The sequence below is a fragment of the Dethiosulfatarculus sandiegensis genome, assembly GCF_000931935.2.
In the GTDB taxonomy this organism is placed as follows: domain Bacteria; phylum Desulfobacterota; class Desulfarculia; order Desulfarculales; family Desulfarculaceae; genus Dethiosulfatarculus; species Dethiosulfatarculus sandiegensis.
Genome location: NZ_AZAC01000067.1, coordinates 158,745 through 179,246 on the forward strand (window position 1 = coordinate 158,745; position 20,502 = coordinate 179,246).

Genomic DNA, 20,502 nt, shown 5'->3' on the forward strand with positions numbered 1-20,502 from the left:
TTGAATTGTCCTTTACTGGTCAAAGGCGGTTTCCGGGCAATCGGATTCGATTTGCAGTTGGACAGCCTGGTCAAATCGAGATGCGGTTCCGCTTGAGCTGGCCTGGGCATAGTGCTCCAGGCTAACGGGGCAGCCCGGTTCCAGGCTCAATGAACCCCTTTTCTTTTGCCTGGTTAAGAGGCTTGTGAGCCAACCCAGGCCTCCTTTTACCTCTTGGTATTCAAGCCCAAACAGCTTGGCCATTCTGCGGGCATAGTTCCGGTGATGATCTTGGATCAGGCCGGGTTCCGTTATCAGGGCCACCTTGGTGTAACTTTTCAGGGTTTCCTTGGCTATCCAGAGCGCTGTTTCAGGGTCATAGCGTTTGCAGGTTTGGTAGTATTCGGTAAGTGGAGTTTTACCGTGGTCAATCCATCCGGCGCTGAGAAAAAAAAGTCCGGAAGTGCTTAGTTTATCCGGCGGGAGACTGGAATCCAAAAGCAGGGGAATGCAATCATGGACCAACGGAGCCCTGAGCCTCACCCTTTTACTTGAAAGCCCCTCCAGCCCGCTGCCGCAGTAACCGTAGAGAAGGACAACTTCCTCTGTAGAGGGGTCCTTTTCCAGGGAGTTAAGTGCAAGGCCCAACTCTTTCCTCAGCTTAAGGGGATGATTGTGCAGGCCCTGCTCGAGGAAGCTGATCTTTTCAGACGGGATATTGAGCATCTTCAGTTCCGGGGCAAATACTTTGCAGGCCAGAACAGCTGTACCGGGTGGCAGTCTCATGGACCTTGGCTCCCTGCGCTTGTCAATAAAGGAGTTTGTGCCGGACCGGAAATCCTTTTGGCCCCGGCCCGGCATTTTTCTGTGCTAAAGGTTATTCCTTGGTTCGCCCTTCCGGTTTACTTAACGATACTTGCCGTATTCCCTGGTGGTCTCCACCCAAGCCTCCACGTTTTCGGTTTTGGCGTGGTCAATCAGGGCCGAGGCGCTCATGATATAGCCGCCTCCGTCCCCGCAATGATCAATCAAGCGTTTGGTCTCTTCTTTCACCTGTTCGACTGTGCCGGTATTCAAAAGGGAGTTCGGCATGTTGCCCATGATGCAAACCGTATCGCCCAGCACCTCCTTGGCCTTGTATATATCCGTGGCTTCAAAATGATATATGCATTTGCCGGGCGGAACGTCCTTGATTACATCCAGCCTGGAGTTGTAAAGCCCTTCCACCAAAAGATAGGGGGTGCAGTCGGCTTCCACCAAATCCAAGATAAGCTTTTGCAGAGAGGGCCAATAATAGTTCTTAAAATGGCGCAAGGACATGAAATTGTCCGTGCCCTTATGCAGGGGGATGAAGACCCTGGGGTTGTTTTTGGTCTTGGCTCCCTTTATCCCCAGTCCGGACATCAAAGGCGCCAACTCCTCCACTGTGCGCATCAGTTTCTCAGGTTGTAGTAGAAGGTCCTGGGCCGCGCCGCTGGTTCCTCTCAGGTTGTCCGCCACCAGGTCATAGGGAGCCAAAACCGTTTGCTCCTTGATGGAGGGATAGCCCATGTCTTTAAGCTCTTGGGCGAATTTTGCGCAGAGCCCGGCCCACTTGGCCTGTTCCTTGGACATCTTTAAAAGTGTTTCCAGGGCCAGGGTCACCTCCGGGTCGGTAAAGGCCGGGAGCACTCCGGGCCAGACATAACCCAGGGAGGCAGTTTCTAAAGGGGGCAACTTGGCCAAGCCCCGCAGGTTGCCTGCCAGACGCGGCAGCATTTTGCGTAAAAAGAATTCAGAACGGTTTTGGAAAAACTCTTCATACTCTTCTTCGAGCATGTATTCGCTTTCCACAAACTGGAAGGACTGATCATCCGGCACCCCGTGGCCCGGCCATTTCATGGCCTTGAAATCCAGCCCGCTTAAAACTTGGTCAGGCGCATAGACAGTGAAATTAACGCTGTAAGTGGCGTCTGGCTGGAAATGTTTTATGGTGCGCCTCCAGGCTTCAAGGGCCATTTCCGGTTCTTCATAGGCCTGGCGCGGGGTGATGCCGGTGAAATAGCAGTTATAAAATGCAAATAAGGGCACCAACGGGACCCGGTCCGGCTCTTTTAAGGCTATGGCGTCCAGGAGGCGCTTTTCCCGCTCCTGATATTTTATTTGGTTTTCCTTGCTCATTGATTCTCCCTAAGCAGTTTTTTAAAAAAAAGAAAGCTCATTAGAGGTCGTAATTTCAATTTTTCAGGGGGGTGGGGTCTTTTATCAGCATTCCAGTCAGAACCCCCACCACAGAAAGCGCGGCCGAGATCATGATGGCCGTGTCATAGCTGTGGGTGGTGGTGTACAGATAGCCTCCCAGAAACGGCCCCACCATAGCCGCGATCAAAAGCGGAGTGGTGGCCAGGCCGTAGTTGATGCCAAAGAATTTATTGCCAAAGCAGGCAGAGATCAGGGAAGAGGCAATGGGGATGCAGCCGCCATAGGCAAGGCCGATCAAAAGCACTGCCAACACCAGGATGGGGAAATGCAGGCTTTTAACTAACAATCCCAAGCACAGAAGGCCGATAAGCATCAGAGCGGCGTTTAGAATCATGGTTTTGTTGCGGCCCATCCGATCCCAGAGGGCTCCTATCAAAAGCCGGCCCAGGCCGTTCATAACCGCAAAAACACCCATGGCAAAGATCGCTGAATCCTTGCTTACTCCGCTTTCCAGGGCAAAGGGCACAATGTGGCCGATAACCATGAGGCCGCCGGTGAGCACCATGAGATGAAAAGTCCACCAAAACCACCAGGTTGCAGTGCCCATCATCTGCTTCCAATCGTAGTCCTGTGCTTTTTGTTTGGTTGCCTCTTTGTTTTGAACTGTTTTTGGTTTTTCCATACCCTTGGGCAAAAAACCCTCGGGCGGGTATTTCATGAACTGGGCTCCAAAAAGGCAAAGCACCAGCGAGGTGCCGCCAAGCACCCTGAATGCCGTGGGCCAGCCCATGGAGGAGATGATTTTGCTGGCCGCGGAGCCCAGCACAAAAGCCGCCAGGCCGAAGCCCATTACCAATATGCCTGAAACCAGGCCGCGCCTGTCCGGAAACCAGCGCATGGCCACGGCTATGGGGGCTATATTGGCATAGCCAATGCCGAATCCGCAGAGCACTCCATAAGAAAGGTAAAGGGTGGTCAGGCTTTCGGTGGTGGCGGCCAGGAAAAAGCCCGCGGTAAGGCAGGCCGAGCCGATAGTCACCACGACTCTAGGGCCTTTTTTGTCGTTATGTTTTCCGCCCATGATCATGCCGATTACGAAAAACACAATGGAGATGGTAAAGGCCATGGATGTTTCGGCCCGGGACCAGCCGAATTGTTTTTCCAAGGGCATGACAAAGATGGACCAGGCATAGAGAAGTCCCAGGGTAAGGGAAATCAAAAAGCCGATGATCACCTGGAGCCAACGGTTTTTTTCGCCCAAAATTCCACTTTTGACGGGAGCCGTTTCCAATGTGGCCGGGTTGGGTTGGCCGCTCATGATTCTCCTCCGTTTTTGTTGGTAAAAAGCTTGTTAAAAGGGAGAGTCGCTTAGATCAGCCCATCCAGCCGTCGCAGAGCTTCACCGCCTCCACTGCATCCAGGCCATAAGCGTCCGCCCCGGTATAGACCCGAACGTTTTCGTCTATCTGGCCTCCGCCTATCATGAATTTGACATCACCCAAACCGGCCTCCCGGATTGCGGCTATACTGTCGCGCATGGGATCATAGGCCAGGGTGAGGAATCCGCTCAAGGCCACCACATCGGGCTTGAAGTCCTTGGCTGCTTCCAGAAATCGCTCGCAGGGCACGTCCACCCCCAGGTCCCTGACCTCGTAACCGTTGATATCCAGCATGGTGCCCACGATATCCTTGCCTATGTCGTGGATGTCCCCGGCCACTGTGCCTAAAAGAACTTTTCCTTTTTTGGGGCCCTGATCGCCCTGGCCTTCCAGATAGGGCTTGGCCGCCTCGCTGACCTCCTTGAGCATGCGTCCTGCCAGGATAAGCTCGGGTACAAAGTACTCATTTGTCTCAAACAGACGTCCCACTTCGGCCATAGCGTCTCTGGAGGCATCCAGGACAGCCAGCGGATCCACCTCGCTTTCCAAAAGATCGCGGGTCAGTTGGGATACCTTGTCCCGGTTCATGTTCACTAATGCGCGGGTCAGTTCGGCCAGATCGTCTTGGGAGTTTTTTTGATCGGCAATCGGGCCGGAATCCGACCCTTGGCTTGCCATAGGCTCAAGGCAGAGGTTTGCCTTGGCTATTCCCGCCTGATCAAGCGCTTTGAGAAAATCGGCAATCGCTTTTTGAATGGTTTGATCAAGATCAGCCTCTTTTTTGGGCTGACCGATAAGCCCTTGGCGGAACGCCTGGTTGAAATTTAGGCAGTCAGGGTCTTTGCCTGTGAGCATTTCCGCGCTGTAGATGCTGGCTTTGAGTTCTTGATTGGTAGGGTCTATGATGGCGCTGTCCAAGCCGGCTTCAATGGCTATGGCGCTGAAGGCCTGGTTTATGATGCTGCGGCCGGGCTGACCAAAAGAGATGTTGCTTAAGCCACAGGTTATATGGGCCTCGGGAAACTCGGCTTTTATTTTACGGATGGTTTCAAAGGCGGTTATGGCGCTTTGATTGTCTGTGGCTATGGTGGTGATTAAGGGGTCAATGAAAAGCAGTTCATCTTGCATGCCTTTTGCCCGGCATTTTTGCACCAAGTCCCGGATGATCTTCATGCGTCCTTCAGCCTTGGCCGGAATGCCATTGTCATCAAGGGCCAGGACCACCAGCGGGGTCTTGTATTCACCAGCCAGGGGCAACACGCCGTTGACCCTGGTTTTTTCTCCGCTTAGGGAGTTCAGCATGGGAAGCTTGTCCGCTGCCTTGATTCCGGCCAAAAGGGCCTTGGGGTTGGCGCTGTCAATGCAAAGGGGCAGGTCGCTGACAGATTGAACATTTTCCACCAACCATATGATGTCTTCAGGTTCGGAGTCCGGATGGGTGCCTGCGTTGATATCAAGGTAGTCAGCCCCCGCCCTGGCCTGGCTCAGGGCTAATTCCTTGATAAAGTCGGCGTCCCGGTCTTTTATGGCTCGGGCCACTTCCGCCCGGGTGCCGTTGATCTTTTCGCCAATGACAATCATTTGTGCCTACCTCCAGTCGAGGGTTTTTTGTTTGGATGCGAGTTTTGGCCCGTCTGTACACTTTTGGCGAACAGGGCCAGGTTTTAGTCGCATATTGCGAAGCAACGCTTCCTGGTGTCTGAAGTAAACTGATTGCAAGGGAAGTGCCTGAGCGGGATTATTGATTTAATATTTTGATATTATTAAATATTTATAAAAATTTCTTTGAACGGTTAGCTTTATTAAATTAGGATATTTCGTAATTTTACGAAAAATGTTATGGTAGGTCTCCCTATAAAGGTGGGAGTGCTATGCAGGAAAAGTCAGACCCGGCAAACAGGGCTGTTGAGCAAAGGCGCATTTTGATATTGTGTTCACTTTTGCCGCCTCCGGTCTCCTTGGACATTCTCATCGAGGTGGGAGGCATCTCGCCGGTCGCGGCCTTGAGCCTGGCTGAAGAGTTGGTAAAAAACGGCATCCTGACTACTTCTCCTGAAAACGGTGTGGGATATTATCAGTTCAAGCGGGCGGAATCGACAGACCGGTTTTTACAAGGGGAAGACCCGGCTCTGATCAGGGATATTGCCTCTTCACTTATAGATCTCATGGCCAAGGGGGCTTTTCCCGAGCCTAATGCCTCGCTGGTCATTGCCAATGCCTATTTCCTCTCCAAATTGCGGGTAAGGGATCCGGAACCTGTTTTAAGGGCTGCTGATTATTGCCTTAAAATAGGGGCCAGGGAGGCGGCTGCCATTTACTACCGCATGACCCTGGAGGCAAAGACTGAAAAAAGGCCCAATGATCGGGAAAAGGCGGATTGGATCAACTCTGCCCTGGGCATGCTGGCGGCAACCGGTCATCTCATCCCTTTGGAAAAACAGGAAAAAATACTTAAAGAGGCCAGGGAAAAGGCTCGCCATATCAACGACTTGAACAGCCTGTGTAAGATTTATCTGCGCCTGGGGCAGATTCGTAAGCTGCATGGCAATTACCAGGAGGCCGGGCAGTTGTTTGAGGAGGCCTGGCGTTTGGCCCTGGCCTTGGAAAAGCCGGAGATAAAAAAAGAGGCCGCTTTTTTCACCACGGATTTTTTGTTCTGGCAGGGAAGGGTGGCCGCGGCAGTGGCCAGGTATGAGGAAGTCATCGGCAATTTGGAGGAGTTTCCCAGTGAGGAGCCGGTTCTGAGAGCCTGTGCCACTTTGGGCTGGTGTTATGGCATCTGCGGCCAGACCGCCAGGGGGTTGGGTTTATTGGAAGCGGTGCGGCAAAAGGCGCGCAGCCTGGGCTTTCCTCAGGCAGAGATGGACGCAAATGTGATGAGTCTTTTGACCATGATCGACGCCGATTATTTTGAAGAGGCCCGGGCCATGGTGAATGAGGTTTTTAAGCATCCTGAAGAAGAGTTGGGCAATTACCGCCTTTGGGCCTCCTATGCCGCCAAGGGGTATCTTTTATTTAAGAAAGGTGATCTTCCCGGTTGTTTTTACTACCAAAAGAAGGCCTATCAAAAATCCAGGGAGATAGGTTGGCCCCACCACAGAGGGCCTTATAACTTTGAGTACATGGAGGCCCTGGAAGAGGCGGGCATGGTGCACCCGGAGATGAATTACGACTCTGAGTTGAAAAGGGTGGTGGACTGGCCTGATATATATATGCAGGGGGTGGGATTTAGGTTCAAGGCCAGGCGCATGCAGAAAAAGGGGCTGGGTAAAAGCCGGGTGATGGAATGCCTTTTGCGCAGCCGTAATCTCCTGGAAAAAGCCGGAGCCGGTCTTGAGCTGGCCCGCACCCAGGTGGAGCTGGCCAAGATTCACCTGGAGCAGGAAGAGGAAAAGACCGCCAAGAGGCTTTTGAAAAAGGCTTGGAAGGTTCTGGCGGCGGTGAACGAGGAGATCTTTCCCTATGAGCTGCGGCCCTATCTGGAGGCTGAACCGGCAGAGGATCGCATTATCCGGGTCATGACTGATTTGGGTGTGGCCGTGGGGACGGTTTTGGACCGGAACAACCTTTTGGAAAGAGTGATAAATCTATTAATGAAGCTTACCCTGGCCGGAAGGGGGGGCTTTTTTGTCTCAGGTAATGAGGGGGAAATTCGCCTGGTTGCCAGTCGCAACCTGGAACAGTCACTGGTTGAGTCGCCGGTGTTCACGCCTGGCCTTGATTTGGTTAGGAAGGCCTTTGTAAGCAGGCAGGAGCCCCTGGAAAAGTTCAACTCCAAAGGCGACGCCCTGTTGGGCTTGACCCCTGGCAGGGGCTGGTCCCTTTGCCGCAGGGTCAGCCTGCAAGGTCAACTTCTGGGAGTGATCTATCTGGACAATACCCTGGTCGGCATGACCCCGCCCGCCAAGGTGCTTACTTTTTTGGATTTGGTTTTGAACCATGTGGCCTTGGCGCTTGATAACGCCCGGGCTTATGAAGAGATTCACGGACTAAAGGAAAAATTGGAAGATGAAACCCGTCTTTACCGCACTGAGTTGCAATTCGCAGATCATGACGGCAGGATGGTTGGCAATTCGGCAGCTTTGGGCGGGGTTTTGGAACAGGTGCGCAAGGTCGCTCCCACTGGGACCACTGTTCTTATTATTGGTGAAACCGGGGTGGGCAAGGAGCTGGTGGCCCGGGCCATCCACAAACTTGGCAAGCAAGCCGATGGACCTTTTATTCCGGTGGATACCGCTTCCCTGGATCCGGGGGTGGTGGCCAGTGAACTCTTTGGGCATGAAAAGGGGGCGTTTACCGGAGCGGCCAGGACCCGGCGGGGACGTTTTGAACTGGCAGACAAAGGCACCCTTTTCCTGGACGATGTGGACAATCTCCCCCTTGATGTGCAGGCCAAGCTACTAAGGGCCTTGCAGGAAAAAGAGTTTCAACGCCTCGGCGGCAACCGTCTGATAAGCTCGGAGTTCAGGCTCATCGCTGCCACTAATCAGGATTTGGAACAGTTGGTGCAAGAGGGCAGGTTCAGGTCGGACCTTTATTTCAGGTTAAAGGTTTTCCCAATAGTGGTCCCGCCTTTGCGCAAACGTCGGGAAGATATTGCGGTTTTGGCTAATTTTTTCTTGAAGAAGTTGTCTTCGAAAATGAGCAGGAATATAAGGGGGATTACCAAAAACGACATGCAGCGCCTCATGAATTATCCCTGGCCGGGAAATGTGCGCGAACTCAAGCATGTTATTGAACGGGCGGTTATTTTAAGCGAGGGGGAAATGCTTTTGCTTCCCGATTTAAGGGGCAGGGCTGAGGTTCAGGCTAAAAACGGGGAATTTTTGTTCCTGGCTGAAATGGAGCGCAAACATATTCTTGCCGCCTTAGCGAGGTGCGGCGGAAAGGTTGCAGGCAAGGGAGGGGCGGCCGAAATTTTGGGTCTGAAACCCACTACTTTGTATTCAAAACTCAATAAGTTGAATATTAATAAGAAATACCTGTAGATACGGGTAAAAGGGGTGTCTTGAATATAGTGGCTGGAGGAAACGGTAAATCATGGAACTTAAAAGAAGACTGGCAAGGCCGGTCAAAGGCCTTGCCAGCCCTGAATGTTTCGGTTCAGCTTTCAGTCCACTCAGGTTTTCTTTTTTCCAAAAAGGCCTTTAACCCCTCTTCCGCATCGCGGGTGGTCATCATTTCCTTGAGGTAGACCTTTTCAATGAACTCAAGGCTCTTGGCCTTGTCATCCAAAAGCCCACCCACGGCGGCCTTTTTGGTGAGCCGCATCACCAACCCGGAGAGCTTCATAAGCTTTTTCAGAAGTTTTTGGGTTGCCTCTTCCAGATCTTCTGGAGGAACCACCTGGTTGACCAGTCCGATTTCCTTGGCCTCGGCCGCGCCTATGATGTCGCCGGTCAGGATCAGTTCCATGGCCTTTTTATAGCCAAGCTGCCTGGGGAAAACCATGGCCGCGATCGGCGGGAAGACTCCAACCTGGATCTCCGGTTGCCCCAGGGTTGCCTTTTCACTGGCCACCACCAGGTCGCAGTAGGCCACCACTTCGCAACCACCGCCCAAAGCCGCGCCCTGAACCTGGGCCACAGTGGGAACGCCCAAGGCCTCCATGCGGCGGAATATGCCGTGGAAAACCTCGATCATCTCGTTAACCTGATCCCCCAGGTGCTCACCCACATCAACGCCCGCGCTAAAGGCCTTGCCGGTTGCCTTGATCAAAAGAACCTTGACCGGCTGTTCGCCGATGGAATCCAAGGCCTGGTTCATCTCTTTCATCATGGCAATGTTCAGGACATTTAAGGGCGCACGGTCCAGGGTGAGGATGGCCAGGCCGTCATTAATCTCAAATTGAATGTGTTCATAGGCCATGGCATGAACTCCTTAGGTTTTTTCGCCTGAAATTTTAAAGGACGCAGACCCCTGTTCCGGGTCTGCGTCCTGGTTTTTTGGGCGTCTTGATTATTTGGGTTTACCCAAAACAGCCTCAAACATGGCGTCATTGGCCTCGGCGCCTTCGGCAATAAGCTGGCGCATCTTGATGAAGTCAATGGTGTCTGTTCCGGTAATCTTCTTGGTGTTAAAGGCGCCAAAGCCCAGATAGGCCTCGTAGTTCATGTTGGCCATCAACCAGTGCCTGTTCGGCAGCTTGGCCTGATCCCAGAAGAATTTCTTTTTGGCGCGGATGCCGTCGATGCTCTTCATCACGCAGCCCGGGAACAGGTTGGCAAAGGTCCAGACGACTTTTCCAACTTCCTTGTCAAGGAGTTCGAAGCTCTTGTTTGCTTCCTTGATCTGGGCCCTGGCCGCCTTGATGGCGTCTCTGTCTTTTAAGTACTCGCCATAGACGACCTCACCGTCTTCGATCCATTTGTCGGTGATGATCATGGGGTTTCTCACCCATTTGTCTCCGTCTTTGATTACCGGAACCACCTTGGAGATGAGGTTTTTGGCCTTCATCTTATAGGCGCTCCACATCTCGCAGGAGACGCAGTTCCACATGGCGTCTTCCATGTTCAGCATCCAGGGCAAGAAGTCCGTGGAACCGCCGTCCGGGGCCGAACCGTGGCGCGCGCCGGCCTGGCCAAAGATAGCCAGGTCACTGGCAAAGGCCAGGTCGCAGGCCATGCCGATTTCCTGACCGCCCGCCACCCTCATACCGTTGACCCGGCAGAGTGTGGGTTTTTTGCACATCAGGATGGCGTCAACCATACCGTTGAAAAGGTCCATGTACTCGCCGTACTCGTTGGGGCGGCGGGAGTAGTACTCGCTGTATTCCTTGGTGTTGCCGCCGGTGCAGAAGGCGTCAAAGCCGGTGGCTGTAAAGACCGCCGCCACCACCGAGCGGTCGCCGCTGGCCGCGCCAAAGCCCGCGATAACCCCCTTGACCATCTCTGTGGTGTAGGAGTTGTATTGCCTGGGGTTGTTGAGGCGGATTTCGGCCACATAAAGGCCGGGCACCTCTTCACCCGACTTGGGGTTGGTCAGGGGTTTTTTGGTGTAGACTACGCAAGGGGCGTCGTCGTCAGAGCCCCAATACTGGTCGCCAAATAATTTGTGATCCCTCAATTCGTGATCGCGGGGAACCCAATCCAAGGACATAGTCTCCTCCTTGCCTTCGAAAAAAGTTTGAACCTAAAAGGGGCCCAAGGCCCTTGCCCGGGCTCCGTTTATTTCCCGGTTTTAAAAGTCAGGCTCCAGAACCTGGCGTTTGTCGAATTTGCCTGCGTGCTGGTCCTCAAATACCTGCTCAATGGTGCTCATGGGTTTGGTTTCCAGGAAGGGTTCGATCTCCACCTTGCCTTCATGAACCATGGCGAGCACGTTGTTGTAATACTTGGGCAGGCAGCCCCAGGTGCCGATGATCTCGGCGTCAAAGGCCATAAGCTTGCTGAGCATGTATTTGTTGGGCTGCAAGCCAAAGCCCACCACCACCATCTTGCTGAGGAAGGAGATCAGGGAAAGGGCTATCTCCTGGCCTCCGCCGCTGCCGGTGCATTCAAAGATTTTCCAACCCACATTTTTGGGCACACCGGCCTGTTTGCAGATGCCCGCAAATTCGCCCTTGACCTCTTTGATGTCTTTGCCTTTGGAATTGATGATAAAGTCGGTGCCGTAGCTTAAGGCCCGGTCCAGTTTGGCCTGGTTTCTGGCAATACCAACCACCACCTTGGCGCCCAGGGCCTTGGCGATCTGGGCCATGTAAACACCCACACCACCGGTTACGCCGGTTACCACCACCAGGTCGTCCTTTTTAAGGTCCGCCCGCATGGCCGCCTGATAGGGTGTGGTCGCGGCGTCGGCTATGACCGCGTAGTGACTCAAGGGGTGTTTAAGTTCGTCTAAGACGCACAGGTCACCGGACGGAACCGGGATATGGCTGCTGAAACCGCCGTAGACCCCTAGTGAGTTGCCGGGCATTTTTTGGGCCAGGCAGCGGTTTCCCCTCTCCTGGTCGCAGATAGGGCAGTTGTTGCAGGGCATAACCGCGGGGATGATCACGTTTTTACCGATATAATCGCTTTTGCCCGCCACAACCGTGCCTGCTATTTCGTGTCCCAGGGTGAGCGGCGGTTTATTGACCGTGGGCACGCCGTCGTAGAAAAATCCCAGGTCGGTGTGGCACACACCACAGCCGGCTATCTCAACCAGAACATCGTCTTCCGCCAGCTCCGGAACCGGTATGGTGGTTTTGGTAAGCTTTCCGGGATTTCCCCCCTTGCCCTGTTCCGTCATCTGCCAGGTGTTTATCACTTCGGGAATTCCAGCCATTTTTGTCCTCCCAGAAAAATTGTTGAGACGTCTTCCACCTTTTGCTCAAGAGGCAGAGCCGTCTGTTAGATCATGCCGTAACCACCGTCCACACAGATGAGTTGGCCGGTGATGTAATTGCCTTCATCCGAGGCCAGGAATTCAAAGGCCGGGGTGATATCCTCCGCCTCTGCAAAGCGTTTCAGTAAAATGCGGTTCATGTAGATTTCTTTTAATTTTTCATCGGTGCGAATTTTTTCGGTCATATCCGTGGCCACAATGCCCAGGCTGATCACATTACAGCAGACGTTAAAGCGGCTCATTTCACGGGCAATGGATTTGGTGAGGCTTATGACCCCGCCCTTGGCCGCTGAATAGTTGACCTGGCCTATGGTTCCAACCACCCCGGCCACGCTGGTGACGTTGATGATCTTGCCGCTTTTCTGTCCCTTGAATATGGGATGGGCGGCTTTACTCATGAGCCAGACGGCCTTGAGATGGATATCCAGGACCGCGTTCCACTGGTCGTTATCCATCTTGTGGAGCATGGCGGGACGGGTGAAGCCCGCGTTGTTGACCACAATGTCCAACCCACCAAGATCGTTGACACTGGCGTCCACCAGGGCCTTGCAGCCTTCGGCCCTGGCCACATCCGCCCTTATGGCCACTGCCTTTTGCCCCATATCCTGGATTTTTTTCACAACATCCATGGCCGGGCCTTCGGAGGAGGTGTAATTCACCACCACATCTGCTCCGGCCTTGCCGTAGGCCAGGGCCACGGCCGCGCCTACTCCCCTGGAAGAACCGGTTACTATGGCCTTTTTCCCTTGAAGGCGCATGCATTACCTCCCCGTGCAATTGGTGACGCCAGAAAAAAATTTGCTTACGAAAAACCCCGCTGTTAGGGGCTTTATTATTTCGGGAGTGATTATTAAGTGACTTTATAACTTTATTATAGCTACGTTGTAACTATTTCGCAGAAACAGCAGGGGAATGTCAAGGTAAAAAGCCATAAGGAACCGCTAGAGTCCATGGTTTATGAGGAGATAAGCTTCTGCATGTAGACTGTATTTTGCAACCACCTGTTTTTCATGACGGGCCTTTGGCGCTTTAACTTTTTTGTGCTTATGCGAGGATTAAGAGAAATGGATTCCGGTTTCACTACACGGATACAAAAGGAGGCCTGCATTGGCTGCGGCCTTTGTACTGAGGTTTGTCCCAGTCGAGTGCTCTTTTTAGAAGCGGGCAAGGCCGAGGTTTTGGAGGCCGATTGCCTGGCCTGTGGTCACTGCGAGGCCGTGTGTCCTGAAAACGCAATCAAGGCGGCAGGGCCCACTCCCTGGCTAAGGGGCTTTGCCGGGTTTGAGATTCCGGAAAGGCCTTTGCCCCCAGGTGAATTCGATGCGGGAAATTTGGTTGGCCTCATGCTTTCGCGAAGGTCTTGCCGCAATTTCCGGGACAAGGAGGTGGGTCAAGAGGTTCTGCAGGATTTGGCCGGTGTGGGGGTGACCGCACCTTCAGGCACCAACAGCCAGGCGCTCTGTTTCACAGTGCTTTCCACCCGACAAGCCGTGGTTGAATGGGCCGAGGGCATAGGGAATTTTTTCAGGCGGCTTAACCGGCTGGCCGGGAGGCCTGTTCTGCGTCTTTTACTTAAGGCCCTGGGTAGGCCTGAACTTCATAACTACTATCTCAACCATTACCAATCCGTACAGGGAGCCTTGGCCGAGTGGGAGCAAAAGGGGGTGGATCGCCTTTTTCACGGGGCTCCGGCGGTTATGATAGTAAGTTCTTCGAATAATGCCTCCTGCCCGGCCGAGGACGCCCTTTTGGCCAGCCAGAACATCCTTTTGGCTGCCCACAGTTTGGGCTTGGGAACCTGTTTGGTTGGTTTTGCCGTGGCTGCCATGAAAAAGGACCCTTCGTTGGCTCGGATGGTGGGAATCCCCACAGATGATACTGCCTACGCGGTGATTGCCCTGGGCTATCCCTCTGTTAAATACCTGCGCTTTACCAGTCGCAAAGAACCGTCGTTGCGCTTTAAAGCCTAGCAGGCTGTTTGTCCCCCATTGATGTTCGGTAAAGGTGCACGGGGAAGCTGCCCGGTCTGGTGGCCGGGCGCATGAGCCGCCGGTACAATGAAAACAAGACGACCTGGATAAGCGATCAATTTTTAAAATATTCGAAAAGCGAGTAGGCTGGATCAGCGGCCTTGGCATATCCAAAGGGTGTGGTTTTGCGTTCCCAAAGGCCTTAAATGGACGGACAAAAGGGCAAAGGCCGCAACTGCCGCATTACTCGGGATTATTGGTGTTATTTCGGGAGGAGACAAGTTGGAGCGCTGTAAGTTGATTTCGGGGCGTGACCATGTTTGAGGCGCTGAGCGCAGGCGCGCTTTTGGGCTTGGCCGCCGGGTTTTCGCCCGGCCCGCTGATGGTGCTGGTAATTAGCAGCACCCTGCGCTATTCCATGGCCGAAGGGCTCAAGGTGGGCATGGCTCCCTTGATCACCGATCTGCCCATTTTAGTGCTGAGTATTTACCTCATGGGCCAGGCCGCGGAATCCCACACCGCCCTGGGGGTGGTCTCCCTGGCGGGAGCGGTCTTTGTCTGCTATCTGGGCTGGCAGACGCTCTCCGCCAAAGCGCTTGAGGAAGCGGTGTCAACCGAAGAGCCTCGCTCCTTTCGCAACGGGGCCCTGGCCAATTTCTTAAGCCCCCATCCCTATCTGTTCTGGTTCACCCTGGGCGCGCCGCTGGCTATTAAATTTTCCCTGGATTCCTGGACCGGCGGGGCAGGCTTTATCTTGAGCTTTTATGTTTGTTTGATAGGCTCGAAAATTTTGACGGCCATATTGTTCGGCAAGGCCAGAAACCTGATAACCGGCAGGCCCTATCTCTACACCATGCGGGTGTTAGGCGCGCTTTTGATGGTTTTTGGCCTGCTTATGCTGAAAGAAGGCCTGGGTTACCTGAACCTGGTCTAGCACAAGACCGGGCCGGTTCCCGTGGATATTCCGATGGCATTGATGGACCGTGTTGCGGCCTTTGGGGTTACGTAAACAACCAATAGACCAATAGCCTGGATTAGTCCGAGCCGCTTATTAGGGGCGTTGGCTTATCAAAATTTTCATTATTTTTTCTAAAGGGAAAATACAGCCTGACACAGTGCGGACAGGAGAGTTCCTTAACCTTGGGAAAATCGGTATTTTGCTGGAAAAGTGGACTCCGGGCCTTGCCGCAGACCATTTGCCTGTCTTGATCAAACTATGTAATCCCGCCACTAAAAATAAACTATGCATCATCCTTATTACTCGTGACACCCGCTAGTTTCCATAGGCGGCTTGAAGCATGGCCATGGGCGTGTCATAGTGATTAAACGATCTTTAGGCCCCTTGGGACCAATTAAGTCTTGCTTGCCAATTGTATTGGACCGGGTGAATGAATTGGGGGTTGAGCAAGGCTTAAGAGGTCGAATTTTGATCTGACAGGGTGTTTAAAAATCCGTCCCTGGCTTTTTAAACTTGCTCAAATCGCTTGCTTTTCAAGGCTGTGCGAAATGGCGGGCCACACCTGGGGTCACCGAAAATGCTTTAGCATTTTGGAGGTGTATTCATGGCCCGAATAACAGGGCGTTTTTGAACACCCCGCTAAAGGTCAGGCCTTGGCCAAGCCTTTGAGGGGCGCACCTTAGAAAAAGTTTTTTCGGAAAACAATCCGGTAATGCAGGAGATGAACATGCGAGTGGGGCTTGTGGTGCAGCGATATGGCGACGGTGTGGATGGCGGTGCCGAAGTACACTGCCGGGCCGTGGCCAAACGGCTGTCTCAGAGCCATGAGGTTCATGTGCTCACCACCTGTGCCAAGGATTATCTTTCCTGGCAAAACGAGTTTCCCCCCGGCCGCTCCAAATTGGATGAAATAGAGGTTTTGAGGTTCCCGGTGGCCCGCAAAAGGCGGGTGCGCTGGTTCAACTACCTGGCCCGGAAAATTTATGACCATCCCCACACCATAGACTCTGAATGGCGCTGGCTGGTCAGGCAGGGTCCCTACACTCCGGCCCTTTTGGAATATCTCATGGAGAATCACCCAAAATACGATGCCTTTGTATTTTGGACCTATCTCTATTTTCCCACTGCCGCGGGCCTGCCCCTGGTCTCTCATAAAAGCGCGCTGGTTCCCACGGCCCATGATGAAGCGCCTTTGTATCTTTCGCTTTTCAGGCCGCTTTTCAATCTGCCTCGTCATATTTTGTTCAATACCCAGGCAGAGCGGGATCTGGTGCACCAGGTTTTTCAAAACCAGAGAATCCCTTCGTCCGTGGTGGGGTTGGGTATAGATCCGCCCTTGGCCGGGGATGCCGCAGGGTTTCGCAAAAAGCACAATCTGGAGGGCGGGATTCTGCTCTTTATGGGCAGGATCGATGTTAAAAAAGGCTGTCAGGAGATGTTCGACTATTTCACCTCTCTGGCAGAACAACCTGCTTTCAAAGATTTGAGCCTGGTTTTAGTCGGTAAAGAGCGCATGCAGGTGCCGGAGCATAAAAGGATTCTGAGCCTGGGGTTTGTATCCGAGCAGGAAAAGGCCGATGCCCTGTCAGCGGCAGACGCCCTAATCATGCCCTCACCCCATGAAAGCCTTTCCATGGTGACTTTAGAGGCCTCGTTGGCCGGAAAACCGGTAATGGTGACTGAAAAGTGCGAAGTGCTGGTGCGTTATATTGAAAATTCGGGAAGCGGGCTTACCTATGACAGTAAAGATGATTTAGCCGCCTGCCTTGGGAAACTCGCCGCCCAGCCCGAAGCAGCCCAGGCCATGGGCCTCAGGGGTAAGAAATTCGTGGAAAAAAATTACCACTGGGATCGGGTCATGAAGCTATACGAAGAGGTTTTAAGTGAAATTGCCTCGGGAAAGACAGCATAAGGGGAGTCGCTAACTTGCGCGTGGGAATAGATATTTGCCGCCTGACCGACCCCTGGACCGGGGTGGGCAACTATATATATAATCTGGTCTCCGGCCTGGCCAAGGTGGATCAGGCAAATCAATATGTGCTTTATCCCTATTTCTGGGATTGTTTTCCCAAAAAGTATAAAGGTCTGGCGGAGTTTGTACCGAATAGCCCCAATTTCAGGCTGCACGGAGCGGATAAGGTCGAGTTGGGGGTTAAATTATTTTGGTGCAAGCTCAAGCTGCCCAAGGAGCCGCAACTGGCCAAGGTGGATGTAACTCATTCCACTAATATTTCAGGCCCAAGACTGCGTAACAGCAAACTGGCCGTGACGATTCACGACCTATCCTTTGTATATGAGCCCCAGTGGCATAAGAAGGATAATGTGGCCTTTTCCATGAGAGCTCTGAACCGGGCGGTGCGCAGGGCGGACGCCCTGATTGTTCCCTCCGAGTTCACGGCCAGGGAACTGATCCGCTTTGACCCCTCGGTCAGGGGCAGGGTGCGGGTGGTTTATGAGGCGGTTTCGCCCCGTTTTAGTGCTGCCCAAAGCAAAAAAGCCCTGGCCGGGTTGCGCAAAAAATATGGCTTGGAAAAACCCTTTTTCCTTTTTGTGGGCACTCTGGAACCAAGAAAAAACCTGCCCCACCTTGTTAAGGTGTTCCATCACCTGTGGGAGAACGGACTCATAGAGCAGGATCTGGTTCTGGTGGGCGGAGAGGGCTGGAAAGCGGATGAGACCATGCGGGCCATTAAGGACCCGGCCGGCAGGGGAAAGGTCAAGGCTCTGGGCTATGTCCCCTTTGAAGACCTGCCCGGGCTTTACCAGGCTGCCTATGGCGTGGTTTATCCCTCCCTTTATGAAGGTTTTGGTTTGCCGGTTTTAGAAGCCATGGCCTGTGGTGCGCCGGTTATTACTTCGAACATATCTTCCTTACCCGAGGTGGCGGGCGAAGCCGCCTTGCTTACAGATCCCGTCGATGAATCTTCTCTGGCCGATGCCGTGGTTCGCCTGGGGCGGGATCAGGGCCTGAAAAACCGCATGAGTGGCCTTAGCCTGGAACAGGCCGCCAAGTTTTCCAGAGAGGCCATGGGACAAGGCACTCTTTCCGTTTATCGCGAATTGGCCGGCTGAGGTCGGGTTATTTACGAAAAAGTCGTTTCAAACGCTCCTCTCCCCAAAAAACAAGTTTTTCGGCGCAATTGAAAACCGCAAGATAAGACCCTGGCTTTTCTTGGCAGGCTGCTCACAAAGATTGCAGAAGGTCCGCCGCAATACACAGCCGCGAAAAGCCGGATATTTTTAGAGGATTGTCAAAAAACGCCTTTTTGCCGAATTTGGCGTGAAACAGGGCGAAAAAGCCTTATTAACACCTTGTCCGCAGTGTAAACCGTTTGGAGCGATTACTCCGGGCGCCCTTCTGATTACATTGTTAAATCATTTTTTAAGAAGACATTTTTATAACGGTCAGGGCTTTGTTCGGTTAGAGGGCTTTCTCCGCCTTAATATCGTCGTTTGATAATTTTCTTTTTGGTTTGTGGTTTTTTGAGCATGCAGGTTGGATTTACAAAATTCCTGAATAAATACTTGTTTTCATCTTTGCCAGTTAGCTGGAGTTATGAAAATGGGTGAAAACTACCCGACAATAGGGCTATATTCTTATGGGCCGTCCTTGGGCGGCAGATCCGGGGAATATAGGAAAAGGAACGGTATCTTTATAAAAATACTCCCAAAGCCAGGTGTTTTTGTGGAAAGTGAAATGGAAAAATTATGAGTGGCTAAAGAGAGCGGCTATCTGCAGGTTGCCACAAAAATCCGATTTAAAAAATAATAGGATCAACATGCGAGTTGAGCGCCTTACTAAGGATTTATGAATAAGTCAATAAAAAAAGCTCTAATTTTCCTGAAACAGATTAAATTGGCTAAATGCGTCTATGAATAACAATCTGAATAAAGAGTGAATTTTTCCGTAATAGTTATGAAATAGGCTGGATGAGGATTGATTATTCAGAAGAGCAGCCGTTAAACTTAATCGACAATAAAGTACAAAAAACATCCAATTTTTATCTTGCTGGAGCTTGCTTTTTAGGTTCGGTTTTGGTAAGAAGCAACTAAACAATAATAATCAGTGCCAATTTCCAGTTAGAAAGGGGTTGTTAATATGGCTCGTCAATCCAAATGGAATATTGATGATCGTAAGAAATTAATGAAAATGGTTCGTGAGGGTATTGCAGAACAAGATATTCGCCGTGAACTGGCTATCGGCGGTGTGCCAATGACAGCAGTTGAATTTGCTCAGCAGTTGAAAATGGCCATGGTGGAAGCAGGACAGATTAAACAGGCCTCTCGCAAAAAATCCGCTTCTTCTCCCAAAGCTTACGAAGTTACCAATAAAGGCCGCCTGACCATCACCGATTTCACCGCTTTAACCGGTTATGAAACCGGAGCCACCTTTACTCTTGAAAAACCTCGTGGTAAATCAAAGGCTTGGCGGCTTGTGCTGGTCTCCGAGGACTAATTCCTTGTGAGTTGCCCCTATGCTTTGCGTGCCTTTTTAATGGGCATGTCAAGAACATCCGTTGTGATTACTTTTTTTAAAAGTATTTAACCACGGATGGTGCCTGCCCGCACAAGGGAATTGGCACAAAGCCCGGCCAGCCCCTCAATGATCCATTTTGTTTGATAAAATGAATCATTGAGGGGCTCGTTTTTTGGAGCCTTTTGATTCCTAAAAAAATTTGAGTTTCAGTAGCTCTTATTTAATGGAAGCAAGGTACCATCTACCTTTTTGCATGAAAAAGCCAGGGTATATTACCCTGGCGGTCTTTTTTTCGGTGTGGTGAATTTTATTTCATTAGATGAGATGCGGCAGGAAAAAATATTTTTAAAAATATAAAGTTTTTAACCTCCCAGATACAGATCCTGCACCCTCTGGTCGCAAAGCAGTTCAGCGCCTGTGCCGGTTAGACGGTCCTTTCCTTGCTCCAAAACATAAGCTCTGTGGGAAACACTGAGCCCTTTACGGGCGTTTTGCTCCACCATGAGAAAAGAAATCCCCTGTTGATTCATGGCCTGAATCTGGCTGAAAATATCCTCGACTACCAAAGGAGCCAGGCCCAAAGATGGCTCATCAAGAAGAACCAATTTGGGTTTAAGCAGAATAATTCTACTTAAGGCCAGCGCCTGCCTTTGACCGCCGGAAAGTTCTTTGGCCGGACGATTTAGTCTATCTTTCATCCAGGGAAAAGATCCGAGAACCTGGTTGAGACGGTTTTGATATGTATCATTACCTTTTAGCGCAAATGCCGCTATCTCTAAGTTTTCCAATAGAGAAAGATTGGGGAATATATTTTCACCCTGTGGTATGAAAATAAGCCCTTTAACCCCCTTTTTTTCTGGGCTTTCTTTGCTTACATTTTGGCCTTCAAATATTATTTCACCCTGGCTGGGTGTAAGTTGCCCGGCAACCGTCCTCAGCACCGTTGATTTTCCAGCGCCGTTAGGTCCTATAAGACAGACGATTTCGCCGGGATTTACCTCTAAATTTACGCCATGCAAAATGGTTATGTTTCCGTAACCGGCTTTTAAGTTATTTATCTCAAGAAGCATATTGGTTCCTTAATCTCTAATGAGGTATTGGAAAAGATGGTCTAAGGCTTTTCCAATCCAAAGTCGCCAAAACTGAAAATTTGCCGACTTTTTCCAATTGTCCGGTATCAAAAGCCGGCGCAATTCGCCGCGCCGCCATGGGGTCCCCAAAATCTCCGAT

15 protein-coding genes are annotated in these 20,502 nt (G+C 51.8%); 6 read left to right on the forward strand and 9 right to left on the reverse strand.

What is annotated here, in order from left to right; all coding sequences use genetic code 11:
* Positions 1-12: 12 nt before the first annotated feature.
* The 4 genes from X474_RS23395 to X474_RS26975 form a co-directional block, all read right to left on the reverse strand.
* Positions 13-765 (reverse strand): DUF1638 domain-containing protein, encoded by a 753-nt coding sequence (locus X474_RS23395; protein ID WP_197282247.1) that lies wholly within the window; start codon positions 763-765, stop codon positions 13-15.
* 120 nt (positions 766-885) lie between these two features.
* The gene (locus tag X474_RS23400; protein WP_044352406.1) at positions 886-2,139 is read right to left on the reverse strand and encodes a uroporphyrinogen decarboxylase family protein; all 1,254 of its coding nucleotides are present in this window, start codon (positions 2,137-2,139) and stop codon (positions 886-888) included.
* Positions 2,140-2,194: 55 nt separating this feature from the next.
* Positions 2,195-3,478: an L-lactate MFS transporter gene (locus X474_RS23405; RefSeq protein WP_044352407.1), complete on the reverse strand. Its 1,284-nt coding sequence runs from the start codon at positions 3,476-3,478 to the stop codon at positions 2,195-2,197.
* A gap of 55 nt (positions 3,479-3,533) precedes the next feature.
* Positions 3,534-5,120, reverse strand: a complete 1,587-nt coding sequence (locus X474_RS26975) for a dihydropteroate synthase (RefSeq protein WP_082464602.1) — start codon at positions 5,118-5,120, stop codon at positions 3,534-3,536.
* Between the two features lie 290 nt (positions 5,121-5,410).
* Between X474_RS26975 and X474_RS23415 the strand changes: the two genes are divergently transcribed.
* Positions 5,411-8,527, forward strand: coding sequence for a sigma 54-interacting transcriptional regulator (locus tag X474_RS23415; RefSeq protein ID WP_052515565.1), 3,117 nt, complete (start codon positions 5,411-5,413; stop codon positions 8,525-8,527).
* A 115-nt stretch (positions 8,528-8,642) separates the two neighbouring features.
* Here X474_RS23415 and X474_RS23420 read toward each other — a convergent pair whose 3' ends face one another.
* From X474_RS23420 to X474_RS23435, 4 genes are all read right to left on the reverse strand, one after another.
* The gene (locus X474_RS23420) at positions 8,643-9,407 is read right to left on the reverse strand and encodes an enoyl-CoA hydratase/isomerase family protein (RefSeq protein WP_044352408.1); all 765 of its coding nucleotides are present in this window, start codon (positions 9,405-9,407) and stop codon (positions 8,643-8,645) included.
* Positions 9,408-9,497: 90 nt separating this feature from the next.
* Complete coding sequence (gene oah, locus X474_RS23425) at positions 9,498-10,637, reverse strand: 6-oxocyclohex-1-ene-1-carbonyl-CoA hydratase (RefSeq protein ID WP_044352410.1); 1,140 nt, start codon at positions 10,635-10,637, stop codon at positions 9,498-9,500.
* Between the two features lie 81 nt (positions 10,638-10,718).
* Positions 10,719-11,807 carry a 6-hydroxycyclohex-1-ene-1-carbonyl-CoA dehydrogenase gene (gene had, locus X474_RS23430; RefSeq protein WP_052515566.1) on the reverse strand — a complete coding sequence of 363 codons (1,089 nt, stop codon included), beginning with the start codon at positions 11,805-11,807 and terminating at the stop codon, positions 10,719-10,721.
* A 65-nt stretch (positions 11,808-11,872) separates the two neighbouring features.
* Positions 11,873-12,625 carry a 3-oxoacyl-ACP reductase family protein gene (locus X474_RS23435; RefSeq protein WP_044352411.1) on the reverse strand — a complete coding sequence of 251 codons (753 nt, stop codon included), beginning with the start codon at positions 12,623-12,625 and terminating at the stop codon, positions 11,873-11,875.
* Positions 12,626-12,931: 306 nt separating this feature from the next.
* Here X474_RS23435 and X474_RS23440 point away from each other — a divergent pair, with 306 nt between their 5' ends.
* The 5 genes from X474_RS23440 (at position 12,932) to X474_RS23460 (ending at position 19,251) form a co-directional block, all read left to right on the forward strand.
* A complete protein-coding gene (locus X474_RS23440) occupies positions 12,932-13,837 on the forward strand; it encodes a nitroreductase family protein (RefSeq protein ID WP_044352413.1) in 906 nt (301 codons plus the stop codon).
* Positions 13,838-14,153: 316 nt separating this feature from the next.
* Positions 14,154-14,771, forward strand: a complete 618-nt coding sequence (locus X474_RS23445) for a LysE family translocator (protein ID WP_044352414.1) — start codon at positions 14,154-14,156, stop codon at positions 14,769-14,771.
* 751 nt (positions 14,772-15,522) lie between these two features.
* Positions 15,523-16,707: a glycosyltransferase family 4 protein gene (locus X474_RS23450; protein WP_044352416.1), complete on the forward strand. Its 1,185-nt coding sequence runs from the start codon at positions 15,523-15,525 to the stop codon at positions 16,705-16,707.
* Positions 16,708-16,727: 20 nt separating this feature from the next.
* Positions 16,728-17,867: a glycosyltransferase family 4 protein gene (locus tag X474_RS23455; RefSeq protein WP_231688374.1), complete on the forward strand. Its 1,140-nt coding sequence runs from the start codon at positions 16,728-16,730 to the stop codon at positions 17,865-17,867.
* A gap of 1,027 nt (positions 17,868-18,894) precedes the next feature.
* On the forward strand, positions 18,895-19,251 hold the full coding sequence (locus X474_RS23460; protein ID WP_044352417.1) for a hypothetical protein: 357 nt from the start codon (positions 18,895-18,897) through the stop codon (positions 19,249-19,251).
* Positions 19,252-19,634: 383 nt separating this feature from the next.
* Here the strand turns inward: X474_RS23460 and X474_RS23465 are convergent, their stop codons facing one another.
* Positions 19,635-20,342, reverse strand: coding sequence for an ABC transporter ATP-binding protein (locus X474_RS23465; protein ID WP_044352419.1), 708 nt, complete (start codon positions 20,340-20,342; stop codon positions 19,635-19,637).
* Between the last annotated feature and the right edge of the window lie 160 nt (positions 20,343-20,502).